Origin of the sequence: Streptomyces sp. GESEQ-4, assembly GCF_017948455.1 — a bacterium.
In the GTDB taxonomy this organism is placed as follows: Bacteria; Actinomycetota; Actinomycetes; order Streptomycetales; family Streptomycetaceae; genus Streptomyces.
This window is the reverse complement of the sequence record NZ_JAFFSU010000026.1, coordinates 17771-33838: the sequence shown is the minus strand read 5'-3', so window position 1 is coordinate 33838 and position 16068 is coordinate 17771. Positions and strand designations below refer to the sequence as shown.

Sequence of the window (16068 nt, the reverse complement as noted above, 5' to 3'; positions counted from 1 at the left end):
CCGTCCGCAGATGTTCGCTTGAGATTCAACTGCCGCGCGGGGTCTTCAACCGGCGTGCACACAGGGGGACTTGGTCACTGCCGGGTGTAGGCCAGCTTCTCCCCGCTGCTCGCGTTCACCCGCTCCAGACTGCCGTCCGGCAGCAGTGTCAGCTCGGTGGCGGCGCCCGGCGTACAGGAGGAGGCCGGCTCGCCTACGGTCACGGTAGACGGGCCGATCTTCAACGGGCCCTCCGTGCCCGGCTCTTCGGCCAGCTGCGCCTGGAACACACAGTGGTAGTCCGGGCCGTCGGCCACGAGCGAGAGCACCGTGTCACCCACCTCGCCCTGCTGGAGGGTGAGTCGACGGCTGTGGCTCCCGGCGTCGTTGGAGATGGTCGCGGACCACGTGCCCAGGAACGACGTCGGAATGGCACCGCCGGCGGGCGCCGAGGTGGCCGGGGACGACTCCGGCGCCGTCGTCGGCCCGGACGTGGCGGGGGCGCTCGCGCTCGGCGACGCGGTGGACGTGCCGTCACCCTTGCCGTCGTTCTTCTCGTCCCCCGAGCCGTTCATGAGCGCGTACACCGAACCGCCGGCGGCCAGCGCCACGACCAGCGCGATCACGACGAGCAGCACCGTGGAACGGCCGCTCTGGCGCGGCGGCTCCTGGGGAGCGCCGGGCCCGTACGGCGGGGTCGCACCGAGGCTGCCGTACGGGTTCGGGTTGTACGGCTGGCCGTACGGCGGCGGCGCCCCTGCACCCGGCTGCTGCGGGTACCCGTACCCCGCGGGCTGCGGGTGCTGCTGGGGATAGCCGTACGCCGGGTGCGGCGCCGGGGCGGGCGGCGGGGCCTGGGGGCCTTGGCCCGAGATCATGGTGGGCAGATGGTTCAAGGGGGCGCCGCCACCCGGCTGTCCGGGCGGAGGAGGCACCGGCGCCTGTACGGCCGTAGGAGCGTCGTCGTCCGCGACCGGCGCATGCTCCGGGGACGCCTCGACGGCCGCTGCGTCCTCAGGGTCTTCCGTCTCCAGCAACTGCACGGCGTGCCGCCCGAGTTGGGCCACCAGCGTGCCGGGCAGCCACGGATCCCGGGAGCGCCCGTCCGAGACGGTCGCGTCGGCGCCCGTACGCTCCAGGATCTCGTCGAGCGTCGGCCGCGCCGCCGGGTCCTTGCGCAGACAGTGCCGTACGAGGTCGGCGACCCCCTCCGGCACGCCCTCCAGGTCGGGTTCCTCCTGGGCGATGCGGAACATCAGGGCGTGGACCCCGCTGTTGGTCGCGCCGAAGGGGAGGTTGCCGGTGGCGGCGTAGGCGAGGACGGAGCCGAGGCAGAAGACGTCGCACGCCGGGGTGATCCGGTCGCCGCGCACCTGCTCGGGCGCCATGAAGCCGGGCGAGCCGACCAGCGCGCCGGTGCGGGTGAGCCCGCCGTCGGTCACGGTCTCCAGGGCACGGGCGATCCCGAAGTCGATGACCCGGGGCCCGTCGATGGTGACCAGCACATTGGACGGCTTCAGATCCCGGTGGATGATCCCGGCCGCGTGAATGTCCTTCAGCGCATACGCGAGCCCGGCCGCGAGAATGCGCACCGACCGCTCGGGCAACGCCCCGTGATCACGGCCGACGACCTGCTGCAGGCTGGGCCCGGCGACATACCCGGTGGCGACCCAGGGCACGGCGGCCTCGGTGTCGGCGTCCAGCACCGGCGCGGTCCAGTCCCCGCCGACCTGCCGTGCGGCCTGCACCTCCTGCCGGAACCGCGCCCGGAACTCCTCCTGCGCGGCCAGCTCCTCCCGCACCAGCTTGACCGCGACGGTCCGCCCCCGGTCGGACCGGGCCACGAACACCTGCCCCATCCCACCCGCACCCAGCCGCGCCAGCAGCCGATACGCCCCGATCCGCGGTGGATCCCCGGCCCCCAGTTTCTCCATCGCCGCGCCGCCCTCCCCCGATACGCGCTGTGCAATGGATCGAGGATACGGCGGGGAAGGGGGAGGTGAGCGCGGTGGCCCCGAACCGGAGATCCGAACTCCGGTGCATCGGACACGAGCCCGTCCCCAAAAGATCAAAAGGCGCGCCGCGACGGCTGCCTGTGCCACGGCAGTTGAGCATTGTCACCGGAGGCTGGTCACCAGTAGGTTCGAGCCGCTGGCGTTCGAGCGACAGGGGATGCGGGGCCTCGGGTGGCACTGCTGGACACACTGGTGACAACGGCCGCGGGGGCGCTGGCCGCCACGATCGGGGTCCTGGTCGGGGGCATCGTCACCCACCGTGCCCAGGACCGTCAGTGGCTGCGGGACAAGCAACTGATCGCCTACCAGGAACTGATCAGCCACTACGCCAAGTTCACGATGACCATCAGCCGTGCCCATGCCGGCCGACAGGGATGGGACTACGACTGGAGCGAGTGGAGCGCGGCCCTGACCCGTGCCAGTCTGGTCGCCCCCGCCGCCGTCGCGGCGGAGATCGACAACTTCGGTAAGGCCATCGGCGTGTTCCTGGACCAGGTCGCGCGTGACCCGGCACGCGACCCGTTGCACAATCCGTTGAGCGCGGAGGAGTTCGCCCAGGCCAGTAGAGCACCCGCCCAAGCGCAGATGCAGTTGGTCAACGCCATACGACGGTCACTGAGCAAAGACCAAAAGGCACTGCCCTTCTGGATAGGCGGATCCCTCGCGAGCAGCCCCGACGATCCCTGACAGAGCACTTCAAGGTTCCGTAACAGGTGGGCCCACTTGCTCGAGTACCTTCGACAGCCGTTCCAGGAGCCGCACGGCGTCCGCGAGTTCGTCCTCCCCGAAGGCCTCCGCGAGCCGGTCCGCGAAGACGGTGTGCCCGGGATTGATCCGGCGGACCGCCGCGAGCCCCTCCTCCGTCGGTGCGAGGAGTTTGGCGCGGCGGTGGGCGGGGTTGGGGCGGTACTCGGCGAGTCCGCGCTCCACCAGCAGATCGGCGATCCGCTGGACGCTCTGCCGCGTGATGCCCATCTCCCGCGCGATCCCGGAGACCGGCAACGGCTCCCGCAGCACGGCGCCGAGCACCTGCCACCAGGCGGCGGTGAGTCCGGCAGGCCGCGCCAACTCCTCTGCCACGGCGAGGAATTGGCCGTTCAGCCGGAAGACTCCGAGGGCGCTGCGGCTGAGCAGATCCTGACGCTCCCCGCTCACTTGGCCGCCCCCTGAAGGACGGCGTACGCCTCCGCGTCCGAGTCGTGGAACAGCCGGTACCAGGCGTCGAGCACCTCGCCCTCGTACACCCCGAGCAGCCGGAAGATCTCCCGCGCGAAGGCGACGGGCTCGGTGGGGCCGGCGGTGACGAGGTTGCCGTCGGTCACGGCGTCCGCGTCGACGTACCGGTCACCGCCCTTGTATCCGGTGGCCGCGAGATAGAAGGAGACGGCGCTGGTGTGGTCGCGGTCGTCGAGCAGTCCCTCGCGGGCGAGTCCCGCGGTGGCTCCGCAGATCGCGGCGACGGGGACGCCGACGTCGAGGAACTCCCGCGCCTTGCGGGCGAACGGCGCGAGATCGTCGCTCGTGTCCCACAGGTCGGCGCCCGGCAGGATCAGCAGCGAGCTGTCTTCGGGGCGTACGTCGTCCAGGGCGAGGTCGGGCTGGATGCGGAGCCCGCCGATGCTGGTGACGGGGTCGCGGGTGGGGCCGGCGGTGCGGATCGGGTACCCGGCGCGGGCGAGATGGGCGGTCGCGTGACCGGTCTCCCAGTCGGCGAGGGTGTTGTAGACGGCGAGGTGTACGGGCTTGTGGTTCATGGCTGGCTCCTCCTGGACCCTTCGAAGCGATGACAGCATCCTGTCATTCACGACAGCATGCTGTCAATATCTTGGGCGGGATCAGAGCGGGATCCCTGGCTGTCGACAACCTGTCGCGGAAAGCGTCGTCCCACAGACAGGACGCCGATACCGCTTCCGTATCGCGGACACTTACGCTCGCCCGCATGACCCCTCAGCCAGATCCCGAGGTCGGCGCCGCCGTGAAGGCCGCGGACCGTGCGCATGTGTTCCACTCCTGGTCCGCGCAGGAGCTCATCGACCCGCTCGCCGTCGCCGGCGCGGAGGGGTCGTACTTCTGGGACTACGACGGCAAGCGCTACCTCGACTTCACCAGCGGGCTCGTCTACACGAACATCGGCTACCAGCACCCGAAGGTCGTCGCCGCGATCCAGGAGCAGGCCGGGAGGATGACGACCTTCGCGCCCGCGTTCGCGATCGAGGCGCGGTCGGAGGCGGCGCGGCTGATCGCCGAGCGGACGCCGGGTGACCTGGACAAGATCTTCTTCACCAACGGCGGGGCGGACGCGGTCGAGCACGCGGCGCGGATGGCGCGGCTGCACACGGGCCGGCCGAAGGTGCTGTCGGCGTACCGCTCCTACCACGGTGGTACGCAGCAGGCGGTGAACATCACGGGTGACCCGCGCCGCTGGGCATCGGACAGCGGTTCCGCCGGTGTGGTGCACTTCTGGGCACCCTTCCTCTACCGCTCCCGCTTCTACGCGGAGACGGAGGAGCAGGAGTGTGCGCGGGCTCTCGAGCACCTGGAGACGACGATCGCCTTCGAGGGGCCGTCGACCGTCGCCGCGATCGTTCTCGAGACGATTCCGGGGACCGCGGGGATCATGGTGCCGCCGCCGGGCTATCTGGCGGGCGTCCGTGAGATCTGCGACAAGTACGGGATCGTCTTCGTGCTGGACGAGGTCATGGCCGGGTTCGGGCGGACGGGCGAGTGGTTCGCGGCGGACCTGTTCGGCGTCGTACCGGACCTGCTGACCTTCGCGAAGGGCGTGAACTCCGGGTATGTGCCGCTGGGCGGGGTCGCGATCTCCGGGGCGATCGCGGAGACGTTCGCTCAGCGGGCCTATCCGGGCGGACTGACCTACTCCGGCCATCCCCTGGCCTGCGCCGCCGCCGTCGCGACGATCAACGTCATGGCCGAGGAGGGCATCGTCGAGAACGCGGCGAGGCTCGGCGCGGAGGTGGTGGAACCGGCGCTGCGAGAGCTGGCCGAGCGGCACGCGTGCGTCGGCGAGGTGCGGGGCGTCGGCATGTTCTGGGCGCTCGAGCTGGTCAAGAACAAGGAGACCCGCGAGCCGCTGGTCCCGTACAACGCGTCCGGCCCTGCGAACGCCCCCATGACCGCGCTCGGCTCCGCCGCGAAGGCCAACGGCATCTGGCCGTTCATCAACATGAACCGGACACATGTCGTCCCGCCGTGCAACGTCACGGAGGCGGAACTGAAGGAGGGGCTCGCGGCATTGGACGCCGCGCTGACCGTGGCTGACGAGTTCGCGGAGTAGCTGCGGGGGGGGGGTTGGCCGCGCAGCCCGGCGCTGGCGGGGTGCCGCCTGCGCCCACCCGTGCCGCCCCAGGCGGCACGCATGCCCGCAGGCTACGGCGCCGGTCCGCACAATTCAGCCCCTCCGGCGTTTGAGGAGCGGGGGTCCGGGGGCTGGCCCCCGGAACGGGGTCGAAGGGGCGGAGCCCCTTCAGGATGGGACGGGTAGGGGCGGCGGGGGCGAGAACAACCGCCTTCCCGCTCCCCCGCCGGGACGGCGACCCCTGCAAGCCGAACGCGTAAGGTGGCGTGCTCGTAGACATATGCGAGCACGCCACCCCATCGCGACGTAGGGAGACGCCCCGACCATGCCCGGCACCAGCGGCAACGGCGCCGTGACCCGCAGCACCCTGCGGCAGCAGATCGCCGAAGCGCTTCGCGACGAGGTGCTGGCGGGACGGCTGCAGCCGGGTCAGGAGTTCACGGTGAAGGAGATCGCCGAGCAGTACGGCGTCTCCGCCACCCCCGTACGCGAGGCCCTGGTCGATCTCTCCGCGCAGGGCCTCCTCGACGCCGACCAGCACCGCGGCTTCCACGTCCACGAGTACTCCGTAGCGGACTACCGCCGCATCCTGGAGGCCCGCAGCCTGGTCATCGCGGGCATGTTCCAGGCACTGGACGGCAATCACCGCGGCTACCAGAACCCCACGGACGCCCGTTTCGCCGCCGGCCTCGCCGGAGTGCGCCGCCGCGGCGAGGAGGCACAGCGCGCGGCAGCCGCGGGCGACCTCACCGTCCTGATCGGCTACGACCTGCGCTTCTGGAAGGAACTCGGCAACCTCTTCGGCAACCCCTACCTCGCCGACTTCCTGCACCGGCTGCGCGTCCAGTCCTGGGTCTGCGCGGTCCAGCACCTGCGCCGGGTGACCGACCTGCGCGGCCACCTCTGGTCCTGCCACACCGAGTTGGTCGACGCACTGGCCCGACGCGACACGACGGAGGCACGCGCGATCGTCGCCTCGTACAACGCTGACTCCCTGGCCCTCATCGAACGCCTGGCGGCCGGATGAAGGGCCCTGAAACGGCCGTGGACCTCTCCGTCGTCATCCCCGCCTACAACGAAGAAGGGCGTCTCGGCCCCACCCTCGACGCCATCGCCGACTATCTCGGCGAGGACGAGGGCCGCTGGGGCGACTGGGAGATAATCGTCGCCGACGACGGCTCCACCGACGGCACCCGCGACCTCGTCACCGAACGGACCGAGCGCGCCGAAAAGACCGCGGGCGCCGAAAAGACCGAGAAGACCGCGGGGACCGACGCGCGCGACACCCGCATCCGCCTCGTCACCGCCGACCGCAACCGCGGCAAGGGCGCCGCCCTCCGCCTCGGCGTCGCCGCCACCCGTGGCCGCCGGGTGCTGGTCACCGACGCCGATCTGGCCGCGCCCATCGAGGAGTTGGAGCGGCTCGACAAGGCGCTCAGCGAGGGATATGCCGCCGCGATCGGCTCCCGTTCCGTGCCCGGCGCGACGATCGGCGACCGCCAGCACCCGGTACGCGAACTGCTCGGCCGCGCGGGCAACGTCCTCATACGCAGGACCGCTGTCCCCGGCATCCGCGACACCCAGTGCGGCTTCAAGCTCTTCGACGGCGACCGCGCCCGCGAGGCCTTCGCCGACTCCCGCCTCGACGGCTGGGGCATCGACGTCGAGGTCCTCCAGCACTTCCGCCGCGCCGACTGGCCGCTCGCCGAGGTCCCGGTCCGCTGGTCGCACCAGAGCGGCTCGAAGGTCGGCCCCCTCGACTACGGCCGCGTCCTCGCCGAACTCGCCCGCCTCAAGGCCCGCGCGCTGCGCCCGGCGGACCTCCTGGCCGTCGCCCTCTTCCTCCTCATGTCGGTCGCCCTCTACTCGGGCCGCCTGATCGACCCGAGCAACCGCTATCTGCCGGATTCGCTCCGGGACCAGAACCAGTGGGAGTGGTTCTTCGCGGTGACGGCCGACAACGTCGCCCACCTCCGCAACCCCCTCTTCACCGACCTCCAGGGCTTCCCCGACGGCGTGAACCTCATGGCCAACACGGTCATGCTCGGCCTGTCCGTCCCCTTCACGCCGCTGACCCTGCTCGCGGGCCCGGCGATCTCCCTGAGCGTCGTCATGACGCTGGGCCTCGCGGCCACCGCCGCCGCCTGGTACTGGCTGATCGTGAAACGGGTCGTACGGCAGCGCGCCGCGGCCTTCGTCGGCGCGTCCCTCGCGGCCTTCGCCCCGCCGATGGTCAGCCACGCCCACGCGCACCCGAACTTCATCATCCTGTTCATGATCCCGCTGATCATCGACCGCGCGCTGCGGCTCTGCGCCGGCACCCGGGTCACCCGGGACGGCATCGTGCTGGGCCTGATGGCGGCGTACCAGATCTACCTCGGCGAGGAGCCTCTCCTCCTCGCGGCGATGGGGATGCTGCTGTTCGCCGCCGCCTATGGAGTCGTACGACGGGATGTGGCGAAGGCGTCCTGGCGCCCGCTCGGCAAGGGCGTGCTGATCGGCGCCGCGACCTGCCTCCCCCTGGTCGTCTACGCCCTGGCCTGGCAGTTCTACGGCCCGCAGAGCTACCACAGCGTCCTGCACGGCGACAACGCCGGCAACAGCCCGCTGGCCCTGCTCTCCTTCGCCGAACGCTCACTCATCGCGGGCGACGCGGACACCGCGAACGCCCTCTCCCTCAACCCCACCGAACAGAACGCCTTCTACGGCTGGCCCCTGGTCGCCCTCGCCTTCGCGATCGTCATACGGCTGTGGGAGCACGCCCTGGTCAAGGCGCTGGCGTTCACGGCGGTCGCGGCGGCCTTCCTCTCCCTGGGCCCGGAGTTCCGCATCCCGCTGACGGATGTCGTCCTCCCCGGCCCCTGGGCGCTGCTCGCCGAGAAGCCGTTGTTCGAGTCGGTCATCGAGAGCCGCGTGGCGATGGTGTGCGCACCGGCGCTGGGCATGCTGGTGGCGCTGGCGGTGGACCGGCTGGCCGCCACCCGCTCCGTGGGCACGCAGTTCGCCGGCTTCCTCGGCATCTGCCTCGCCCTGCTCCCCCTCGTCCCCGCCCCGCTGAAGGCGGTGGACCGCGCGGAGGTACCCGCGTTCATCGCGGACGGGAGCTGGAAGTCGTACGTCGGAAAGGGCGAGTCGCTCGTCCCGGTCCCGCTGCCGGACCCCGGCGACGCGGAGGCCCTGCACTGGCAGACGGAGGCCGGCATGGGCTTCAAGCTCCCCGGCGGCTACTTCAACGGCCCCTACGGCGAGGAGCGCGTCGGCATCTACGGCGCCTCCCCCCGCGACACCTCCAACCTCCTGCGGGAGGTGCGCTATACGGGCAAGATTCCGGAGATCGGTGCGAACTGGCGGACGCTGGCCCGGCACGACCTCGCCTTCTGGAAGGCGGGTGTGCTGGTCCTGGCGCCGCAGCAGAACGACGACAAGCTGCGCGAGACGGTGGAGAAGCTGGTGGGCAGCCCTGGTAAATGGACCGGCGGGGTGTGGGTATGGGATCTGCACGCGGGGAGCTGATGGGCACCACACCGACTACTGTCCTAGTCGTTTCAGAAGTCGCTAGTTACTCAGTTCTGGTCGTTTCTAGTCGTGACGAGGAGACCTCTTTTGGCCTGTGACCTGTGGCTGGTACCGCTCGTCGACGTGTTGTGCCACACGCCCGACAACCCGTTCGCCGAGGAACTCGCGCAATACAACAAGGTGCTGGCCGAGGCCGGGCTGCCCCCGGTGCCGGTGTACCAGTACATGCCGGGCCTGTCCGGCGACGTGGCCCCGGTGGCCGGCTTCGACTACGACGCGCTGCACTTCCTGCGCCGCGCGTACCTGCTCCAGGTCTGCGGTCTGCCGGTGACGCCGGTCGACGCACTCGGCGGCGACTACGAACAACTCCTGGAGATGTTCGAGACGACGGCCCAGCAGTCACACCTGGTCTGGCACTACGACCATGCGGGCGCATACGTCCCAGTGGACTTCCCGCACCCCCTCGCCAACGACGAACTCCTCGCCGGAGGCGGCCCGTTGGGCTCCTCGCAGGCCCTTCTGCGCGAGCTGGAACTCGTAGCGCCGGTGATCGGCATCGACCCGGCCAACCCCCCGGCACCACCTCAGCCCCCACTGGCCCCCACCGAGCTGGAGGAACCCGCGGTCCCCGCCCCCTACGACCCCAGCCCCTTCGCCCGCGAGCGGCACGTCTGGCTCGGCCTGCACGCGGCGGCGACACGGAGTCTGGCGCAGGGCTCGATGATCGTCTTCAGCTGAGCGCCGGCGTCAGCGCCCCAGCGCGGACAGCCCCTTCTGCAGGTCCTCGGGGTTCATCACCGGCGTGTACGTGACGTCGGCACCGAGCTCCAGGAAGAACGGCTCGGCGATCGACGGCATCTCCGAGCTGTCCTTCATGTCGAACACCATGTAGCAGGTGCGGTGGCCGTTGTCCGTGGTGAAGTAGGCCGCCTCCGGCTTGACCTGCTCCATCGACGACTGGACCAGCTTCGACAGGGTCCCGTTCCGGATGGCCTCGTTCGACCGCTCCGTGTCGAGTCGTGCCTTGAACAGAACGCGCATCGCACTCACCTTCTTCTGAACGGCCCCCGCCTCAGAATATGCCTATATGCCGCATTCCGGGCTGCCGGGTGGATCGGCTGGGGCGGATCGGCCGGGGCGGCAGTTGTTCGTACCGACCCCGGCCGGAGAGCATCAGCGCTGACGCGGCAGCCTGATCGTGCGGACGAGAGGCATGTCCGCGTACAGGTCCGGGTCTACGGTCACGACGTGGCGACCGTCCGGCCAGTCGGGCGTCGGCCTGGACAGATGAACGGCCTGACCGAGCCGCCATTCCACCCCGTCACGCAGCAGCGAGCCCACACTGCACGCACCCGGGAAGTCCAACTCGACGATCTCGACGGCAGGGAGGGCGCCGACGTGCTCGGCGAGCCCCTTGCGCATACCGTCGGCGGCGGCCAGGCAGAGCGCGGGAACGTACACATGCCGCGTCGGCCCGTGCTCGGTGTTCGCCACGAACTGCGAGGCGAGCGAGTTCCCCGAACCCAGCGCGAGCAAGGCCGACTCATCGAAGACGACGCCGGTGGAACCGGCCGCCATGGCGCTCACAGGCTCTCCACCGGTCGGCCGGCCTCGAGGTCCCGCCAGACCTTCTCGACCCGGTCGTGATCCTCGTCAGTAAACGTCACGCCGAAATGCGTCTCGCAGTACGCCTTCGTCTCCTCGTACCGCTTGCGCAGCTCCTCCTTGGTGGGGGTGGCCCCCGCCAGCTCGGCGATCAGATCACGCATGGTCATCCCCCGCTCGCGGGCGAGCACCATGAGGCGGTCGCGGACAGCGGGGTCGACCTTGACGGTGGTGTCAGCCATGACGGCAGTATACCTGCGGTATACCGCATCGGCCCCCGGCATCTCCACGGCGGAGTAATGCGGCCCTGTTCGTCGTCCCATTCGCGAACGGTCGCCTGAATCATGGGGGATCCCTAATTCCCGAAGTGGATGGACCCGTGGATGTCCCGCGCCTGGACGACGTTGCCGTGGACCGTCCCACCTGAGATCTCGTTGTGGACGTCACCCGAGCCGGTTGGTGTGCGGTCCAGCGCCTCGGCCTTCCGCCGCCAGGACTCAAGCGCTTGCGCGAACGCCGGGTCCTGGCGGGCGCGCAGCACGAATGCCTCGGCCAGTTCTCTGGCCCGGCGCTCGTCGTCCGACGCTTCGGCCAGGGCTGTCAACTCGCCTTCGCCGACTGGTGCTTCACCCTGTGGCCGACGTCCGACCAACTCCCTCAGGGACACCCAGATCTGCTGTCCCGCCGCCCCTGCGGTACCCCCCGCGAGGGCCATCAGTAGTGCAGGTGCAATCGGGTCCACGGACTTCCTCCGATGTCGGGCAGACAGGCGACTGCTACCCGTGAGCCGCCGTCGGGCCGGGGCTCACGGGTAGGGAAGGGCCGGTCTACAGGAACGAGTTGATCTCGATCGTCTCGTCGCGGCCCGGGCCCACGCCGATCGCGGAGATCGGGGCGCCGGACATCTCCTCCAGGGCCTTGACGTAGTCCTGCGCGTTCTTCGGGAGGTCGGCGAAGGTCTTGGCCTTGGAGATGTCCTCCGACCAGCCGGGCAGCATTTCGTAGACGGGTTTGGCGTGGTGGAAGTCGGACTGGGAGTACGGGAGTTCCTCGACGCGGCGGCCGTCGATCTCGTACGCCACGCAGACGGGGATCTGCTCCCAGCCGGTGAGGACGTCCAGCTTGGTGAGGAAGAAGTCCGTCAGGCCGTTGACGCGGGTGGCGTAGCGGGCGATCACCGCGTCGAACCAGCCGCAGCGGCGGTCACGGCCGGTCGTGACGCCCCGCTCGCCGCCGATGCGGCGCAGCGCCTCGCCGTCCTCGTCGAAGAGCTCGGTCGGGAACGGGCCCGCGCCGACGCGGGTCGTGTACGCCTTCAGGATGCCGATGACGCGGCTGATCTTCGTCGGGCCGACGCCGGCGCCCGTGCAGGCGCCGCCCGCGGTCGGGTTGGACGAGGTGACGAAGGGGTACGTGCCGTGGTCGATGTCCAGCAGCGTGCCCTGGCCGCCCTCGAAGAGGACGACCTTGTCGTCCTCAAGGGCCTGGTTGAGGACCAGGACCGTGTCGGTGACGTACGGCGCGAGCTTGTCGGCGTAGGTCAGCAGCTCCTCGACCACCTGGTCGACGGCGATCGCGCGCCGGTTGTACAGCTTGGTGAGGATCTGGTTCTTGACGTCGAGGGCCGCTTCGACCTTCTGGGTGAGGATCGACTCGTCGTAGAGGTCCTGGACGCGGATGCCGACGCGGTTGATCTTGTCGGCGTAGGTGGGGCCGATGCCGCGGCCGGTGGTGCCGATCTTCCGCTTGCCGAGGAAGCGTTCCGTCACCTTGTCGACGGTGACGTTGTACGGCGTGATGATGTGAGCGTTGCCGCTGAGCAGGAGCTTGGACGTGTCGACGCCTCGCTCGTTCAGCCCGCTCAGCTCGGAGAGCAGGACCGACGGGTCGACGACGACGCCGTTGCCGATGACCGGGGTGCACCCCGGGGACAGGATTCCGGAAGGTAGGAGGTGCAGGGCGTACTTCTGGTCGCCCACGACTACCGTGTGGCCGGCGTTGTTGCCGCCTTGGTAGCGCACTACGTAGTCGACCGACCCGCCTAGCAGGTCCGTCGCCTTTCCCTTGCCTTCGTCACCCCACTGAGCACCGAGCAGCACAAGTGCGGGCACGCGCGTACACCCCTTCCGGGCGGGGCATGTCCAAGGTCAGAGGCGTACGCGACATTGACTGTGCGTCGCACAGCCTGTTTCGTACACCGGCGGCCTTCGTTGGCCGCGACCCGTCGGACCGGATGCCCCGGAATAGACGAAGCCCCTGGCGCAATAGCGCAAGGGGCTCTTGCACAAAGATGCTACCCGAGGAAGCGAGGCATGACCGAGGTGGCGACTTCTCCGACGTCCGCACAGCTGCTGGTGGTGGTCGACCCGATCGCCCGTCGGACGGACGGAGAGTCCGTACGGATCGCGAAAGACGTGCTCAGCGCGGGTGCCACGACCAAGGTGTGTCTGCCGGAGGGGCCGGAGGAATTCGCCCGGGCGATGGCGCGGCGGGGGTCGCGGCGGCTCGTGGTCGTCGGGGACGACCGGGCGCTGCTGCGGACGGTGTCCCTGCTGCACCGGCAGCGGGAGCTGGGCGGATGTGCGCTGTCGGTGGTTCCGGTGGGCGGTGGGCTGTCGCTGGCCCGGTCGCTCGGAGTGCCCACGGGGGCGGTGGCGGCGGCGCGGGCCGTGCTGGACGGGGCGGAGCGGCGGCTGGATCTGCTCGTCGACGACAGCGACGGGGTGGTGCTCGGCACGCTGCGGATCCCGCCGCTGGCCCTGCGGGAGCCCCGCGATCCCCGGGAGCATTCGACGGGGGCGTCCGCCGTGTCCTCCGCGCATCCCTGGCTGCGGACCTGCCAGTCCTTCGTACGGACCCTGGCCACCCGCCCGGGCCGGACGATCCCGTCCGCCCCCACCGCCGGGCCCGCGCGGCTGCGCGTGGAGGTCGACGGGGTCACGCTGGTCGATCTCGACCAGCCGGTGGAGGCCGTCTCCGTCATGCCGGGCCGCGCGGGTTCGGCCGAGGTGGAGGTACGTCCCGCCTCGGTGGGCGCGGAGGCGTCACCGTTGCGTGCGGCCGGGCGCGCGGTGACCGTGTCCGGGCCGGATTTCCGCTACCGGGCGGACGCGGTGGTGAGCGGCCCGGTACGGACACGGACGTGGACGGTGCTGGAGGGGGCTTGGGGGCTGACGCTGCCGGTGACGGGGAGGGGGACGGGTCGCGGGTAATCCGAGTGCCGCGGATAATCCGGGTGCCTGCCCCTCGACGCCGCGGCTAATCTGCCACCGGCCGTGGCCGGAACCCCGCGTCGGCCTCGAGGGCCGGACGGACATCCAGGTGCCGGCGCCCCCGCAGCAGGACTGGGCGGGAGCGGCTCGCGTACGGGCCCGGGAGCTGGAGCGAGCCATGGCCCGCTGATCCCTACCTGGGCAACGCGTCCGACTCGTCCTTCAGCCCCACCCCCGTCAGCCCCAGCTCCCGCGCCCTCCCCATCAGTCCCGCCAGCTTCCCCGCCGCTCCCTCGTACGTCTGCCCCAGCGGTGGCCGGATGTTGGAGAGGCAGTTGCGGTCGGCGTCTGTCGTGACGCCCGGCTTGGGGCGGTACGTCAGGTACGCGCCGAGGGAATCGGCGGCCGACATCCCCGGGCGTTCTCCCACCAGGACGACCACCATCGACGCGCCGATGGCCGCCGCGATGTCGTCGCCCAGGGCGACACGAGCCTGTTCGGCGAGGATGACGGGAGCGATCCGGAAGGTGGGCACACGCACCACCGTCTCCCGCACCACCGCCGCCGCATGCTCGTGCACCGCCCGGCTGGACAGCCCGTCCGCCACGACGAACACCACGTCCCACTCCCCCACCGGAAGGTGCGCCCGGTCCGTCGCGTCCAGCTGTCGTCCCAGGTCCGGTCGCTGGAGGTACGTCAGCCGGTCGGGGGCCGCGCTGCGCACCCGTACCGTCTCCATGCCCAGCAGCTGTGCCGCCACCGCCCCCGGGTCGAACGGCGAGTGCACCGCGTCCCGGGCCGCCGCGTGCGCGGACTGGAGTTCCAGGCGGTGGCGGGTCGGCAGTGCGGAGCCCGAGCGGCCGAGGCCGATGCGGGCCTGGGTGTGGCGTCGTAGCGCCGACCACAAGGCCAAGTCGCCTGTCGGCGGCTGTATCTGACCGTCCGTCATGCCGCCAGTTCCCTTCCGATGGCCGTCAGCGGGTGTCCCGTACCGGACACGTCCCGGATCGCGCCGCGTTCGTCCAGCAGACCGATCGATCCGAGCCAGGCCTCGAACTCCGGCGCCGGGCGCAGTCCCAGCACCTCGCGCAGGTACAACGCGTCGTGGTACGAGGCCGATTGGTAGTTGAGCATGATGTCGTCGCCGCCGGGCGTGCAGATCACGAAGGACGCCCCGGCCACGCCCAGCATCGTGAGCATGGTCGCCACATCGTCGTCGTCCGCGTCCGCGTGGTTCGTGTAGCAGATGTCCAGACCCATCGGCAGGCCGAGCAGCTTGCCGCAGAAGTGGTCCTCCAGGGCGGCACGGAGGATCTGCCGGCCGTCGTACAGGTACTCCGGGCCGATGAAGCCGACCACCGTGTTCACCAGGAGCGGGTCGTAGCGGCGGGCCACCGCGTAGGCCCTGGCCTCCACCGTCTGCTGGTCGACACCGTGGTGCGCGTCTGCGGAGAGGGCGCTGCCCTGGCCCGTCTCGAAGTACATGACGTTCCGGCCGACCGTGCCCCGGTCCAGTGCCCGCGCCGCCTCATGCGCCTCGTCCAGCAGGCCGAGCGTCACACCGAAGGACGCGTTCGCCGCCTGTGTCCCCGCGATGGACTGGAAGACCAGGTCGACCGGGGCGCCGCGCTCCATCAGGTCCACGCTGGTGGTGACGTGGCAGAGCACGCACGACTGGGTGGGGATGGCGTACCGGCCGATCACTGAGTCGAGCAGCTCCAGCAGGTCCCGTACCGCCTTCGGGCTGTCCGTCGCGGGGTTGATGCCGATCACCGCGTCGCCGGAGCCGAGGAGCAGGCCGTCGAGGAGGGCGGCGGCGACACCGGCCGGGTCGTCGGTGGGGTGGTTGGGCTGGAGACGGGTCGCCAGGCGTCCCGGCAGCCCGATCGTCGACCGGAACGCCGTCACCACCCGCACCTTCCTGGCCACCGCGACCAGGTCGGCGTTGCCCATGAGCTTGGACACGGCCGCGACCATCTCCGGTGTCAGCCCGGGCGCCAGCGCGGCCAGCGTCCCCGCGTCCGCCGCCTGGGACAGCAGCCACTCCCGGAACTCGCCGACCGTCAGGCCGGCCACCGGCGCGAAGGCCGCGGCGTCGTGGCCGTCCATGATCAGCCGGGTGACGTCATCGGTCTCGTACGGAATCACCGGCTCGGCGAGAAACTCCGCGAGCGGCACATCCGCCAGCGCCCAGCGCGCCGCCACCCGCTCCTGGGCGCTCCGGGCGGCGAGACCGGCCAGCCGGTCGCCGGAGCGCTCGGGGCTCGCGGCGGCGAGGAGGCGGGCGAGGGAGTCGAAGCGGTAGCGCTCGCCGCTGCGGGTGGAGGTGTAGGCGCTCATGGCGGTCGACCGTACGAGCCACTTGTTGCCGCCAGATTTCTAAAGGTCTGATTGACAAGTATTTAACATCCCGACATCCTTGCCC

At 70.6% G+C, this 16068-nt stretch carries 16 protein-coding genes; 6 read left to right on the top strand and 10 right to left on the bottom strand.

What is annotated here, in order from left to right; all coding sequences use genetic code 11:
• Window positions 1-74: 74 nt before the first annotated feature.
• Entirely contained in the window at window positions 75-1913 is a 1839-nt protein-coding gene (locus tag KCH48_RS34305; protein ID WP_210580615.1) for a serine/threonine-protein kinase, read from the bottom strand.
• Window positions 1914-2165: 252 nt separating this feature from the next.
• Here KCH48_RS34305 and KCH48_RS34300 point away from each other — a divergent pair, with 252 nt between their 5' ends.
• Window positions 2166-2681 carry a hypothetical protein gene (locus KCH48_RS34300; protein WP_210580614.1) on the top strand — a complete coding sequence of 172 codons (516 nt, stop codon included), beginning with the start codon at window positions 2166-2168 and terminating at the stop codon, window positions 2679-2681.
• A 9-nt stretch (window positions 2682-2690) separates the two neighbouring features.
• Here KCH48_RS34300 and KCH48_RS34295 read toward each other — a convergent pair whose 3' ends face one another.
• Window positions 2691-3149 carry a MarR family winged helix-turn-helix transcriptional regulator gene (locus KCH48_RS34295; RefSeq protein WP_210580612.1) on the bottom strand — a complete coding sequence of 153 codons (459 nt, stop codon included), beginning with the start codon at window positions 3147-3149 and terminating at the stop codon, window positions 2691-2693.
• Complete coding sequence (locus KCH48_RS34290) at window positions 3146-3748, bottom strand: type 1 glutamine amidotransferase family protein (RefSeq protein ID WP_210580610.1); 603 nt, start codon at window positions 3746-3748, stop codon at window positions 3146-3148. The genes KCH48_RS34295 and KCH48_RS34290 overlap by 4 nt, the downstream gene beginning before the upstream one ends.
• A 185-nt stretch (window positions 3749-3933) precedes the next feature.
• Here KCH48_RS34290 and KCH48_RS34285 point away from each other — a divergent pair, with 185 nt between their 5' ends.
• The 4 genes from KCH48_RS34285 to KCH48_RS34270 all read left to right on the top strand — a co-directional run bounded on the left by KCH48_RS34285 (window position 3934) and on the right by KCH48_RS34270 (window position 9564).
• The gene (locus tag KCH48_RS34285; RefSeq protein ID WP_210580608.1) at window positions 3934-5289 is read left to right on the top strand and encodes an aspartate aminotransferase family protein; all 1356 of its coding nucleotides are present in this window, start codon (window positions 3934-3936) and stop codon (window positions 5287-5289) included.
• A gap of 346 nt (window positions 5290-5635) precedes the next feature.
• Window positions 5636-6337: a GntR family transcriptional regulator gene (locus KCH48_RS34280; protein WP_210580606.1), complete on the top strand. Its 702-nt coding sequence runs from the start codon at window positions 5636-5638 to the stop codon at window positions 6335-6337.
• Window positions 6334-8823 (top strand): dolichyl-phosphate beta-glucosyltransferase, encoded by a 2490-nt coding sequence (locus KCH48_RS34275; protein ID WP_210580604.1) that lies wholly within the window; start codon window positions 6334-6336, stop codon window positions 8821-8823. The genes KCH48_RS34280 and KCH48_RS34275 overlap by 4 nt, the downstream gene beginning before the upstream one ends.
• Window positions 8824-8913: 90 nt before the next feature.
• The gene (locus KCH48_RS34270) at window positions 8914-9564 is read left to right on the top strand and encodes a hypothetical protein (protein WP_210580603.1); all 651 of its coding nucleotides are present in this window, start codon (window positions 8914-8916) and stop codon (window positions 9562-9564) included.
• Window positions 9565-9573: 9 nt separating this feature from the next.
• On the opposite strand, the gene KCH48_RS34265 is transcribed toward KCH48_RS34270, so the two are convergent.
• The 5 genes from KCH48_RS34265 to KCH48_RS34245 form a co-directional block, all read right to left on the bottom strand.
• The gene (locus tag KCH48_RS34265; protein ID WP_210580601.1) at window positions 9574-9867 is read right to left on the bottom strand and encodes a DUF3303 family protein; all 294 of its coding nucleotides are present in this window, start codon (window positions 9865-9867) and stop codon (window positions 9574-9576) included.
• 132 nt (window positions 9868-9999) lie between these two features.
• Window positions 10000-10404, bottom strand: a complete 405-nt coding sequence (locus KCH48_RS34260; RefSeq protein ID WP_246886314.1) for a hypothetical protein — start codon at window positions 10402-10404, stop codon at window positions 10000-10002.
• Between the two features lie 5 nt (window positions 10405-10409).
• Window positions 10410-10673 (bottom strand): hypothetical protein, encoded by a 264-nt coding sequence (locus KCH48_RS34255; protein WP_246886305.1) that lies wholly within the window; start codon window positions 10671-10673, stop codon window positions 10410-10412.
• 113 nt (window positions 10674-10786) lie between these two features.
• Window positions 10787-11035: a hypothetical protein gene (locus KCH48_RS42575; protein WP_246886304.1), complete on the bottom strand. Its 249-nt coding sequence runs from the start codon at window positions 11033-11035 to the stop codon at window positions 10787-10789.
• A gap of 223 nt (window positions 11036-11258) precedes the next feature.
• Window positions 11259-12542: an adenylosuccinate synthase gene (locus tag KCH48_RS34245; protein ID WP_210580594.1), complete on the bottom strand. Its 1284-nt coding sequence runs from the start codon at window positions 12540-12542 to the stop codon at window positions 11259-11261.
• Between the two features lie 201 nt (window positions 12543-12743).
• On the opposite strand from KCH48_RS34245, the gene KCH48_RS34240 reads away from it, so the two are divergent.
• Entirely contained in the window at window positions 12744-13643 is a 900-nt protein-coding gene (locus KCH48_RS34240) for a diacylglycerol kinase family protein (RefSeq protein ID WP_210580593.1), read from the top strand.
• A gap of 193 nt (window positions 13644-13836) precedes the next feature.
• On the opposite strand, the gene eutC is transcribed toward KCH48_RS34240, so the two are convergent.
• Window positions 13837-14592, bottom strand: a complete 756-nt coding sequence (gene eutC / locus KCH48_RS34235) for an ethanolamine ammonia-lyase subunit EutC (RefSeq protein WP_210580590.1) — start codon at window positions 14590-14592, stop codon at window positions 13837-13839.
• Window positions 14589-15983 (bottom strand): ethanolamine ammonia-lyase subunit EutB, encoded by a 1395-nt coding sequence (locus KCH48_RS34230; RefSeq protein ID WP_210580589.1) that lies wholly within the window; start codon window positions 15981-15983, stop codon window positions 14589-14591. Before KCH48_RS34230 ends, eutC begins: the two co-directional genes overlap by 4 nt.
• Window positions 15984-16068: the final 85 nt, after the last annotated feature.

Bases quoted from the DNA above. Each gene is read 5' to 3' on its own strand.
- KCH48_RS34305 (WP_210580615.1), bottom strand. From the start codon at position 1,913: ATGGAGAAACTGGGGGCCGGGGATCCACCGCGGATCGGGGCGTATCGG.
- KCH48_RS34290 (WP_210580610.1), bottom strand. From the start codon at position 3,748: ATGAACCACAAGCCCGTACACCTCGCCGTCTACAACACCCTCGCCGAC.
- KCH48_RS34285 (WP_210580608.1), top strand. From the start codon at position 3,934: ATGACCCCTCAGCCAGATCCCGAGGTCGGCGCCGCCGTGAAGGCCGCG.
- KCH48_RS34280 (WP_210580606.1), top strand. From the start codon at position 5,636: ATGCCCGGCACCAGCGGCAACGGCGCCGTGACCCGCAGCACCCTGCGG.
- KCH48_RS34275 (WP_210580604.1), top strand. From the start codon at position 6,334: ATGAAGGGCCCTGAAACGGCCGTGGACCTCTCCGTCGTCATCCCCGCC.
- KCH48_RS34265 (WP_210580601.1), bottom strand. From the start codon at position 9,867: ATGCGCGTTCTGTTCAAGGCACGACTCGACACGGAGCGGTCGAACGAG.
- KCH48_RS34260 (WP_246886314.1), bottom strand. From the start codon at position 10,404: ATGGCGGCCGGTTCCACCGGCGTCGTCTTCGATGAGTCGGCCTTGCTC.
- KCH48_RS34255 (WP_246886305.1), bottom strand. From the start codon at position 10,673: ATGGCTGACACCACCGTCAAGGTCGACCCCGCTGTCCGCGACCGCCTC.
- KCH48_RS34240 (WP_210580593.1), top strand. From the start codon at position 12,744: ATGACCGAGGTGGCGACTTCTCCGACGTCCGCACAGCTGCTGGTGGTG.
- eutC (WP_210580590.1), bottom strand. From the start codon at position 14,592: ATGACGGACGGTCAGATACAGCCGCCGACAGGCGACTTGGCCTTGTGG.
- KCH48_RS34230 (WP_210580589.1), bottom strand. From the start codon at position 15,983: ATGAGCGCCTACACCTCCACCCGCAGCGGCGAGCGCTACCGCTTCGAC.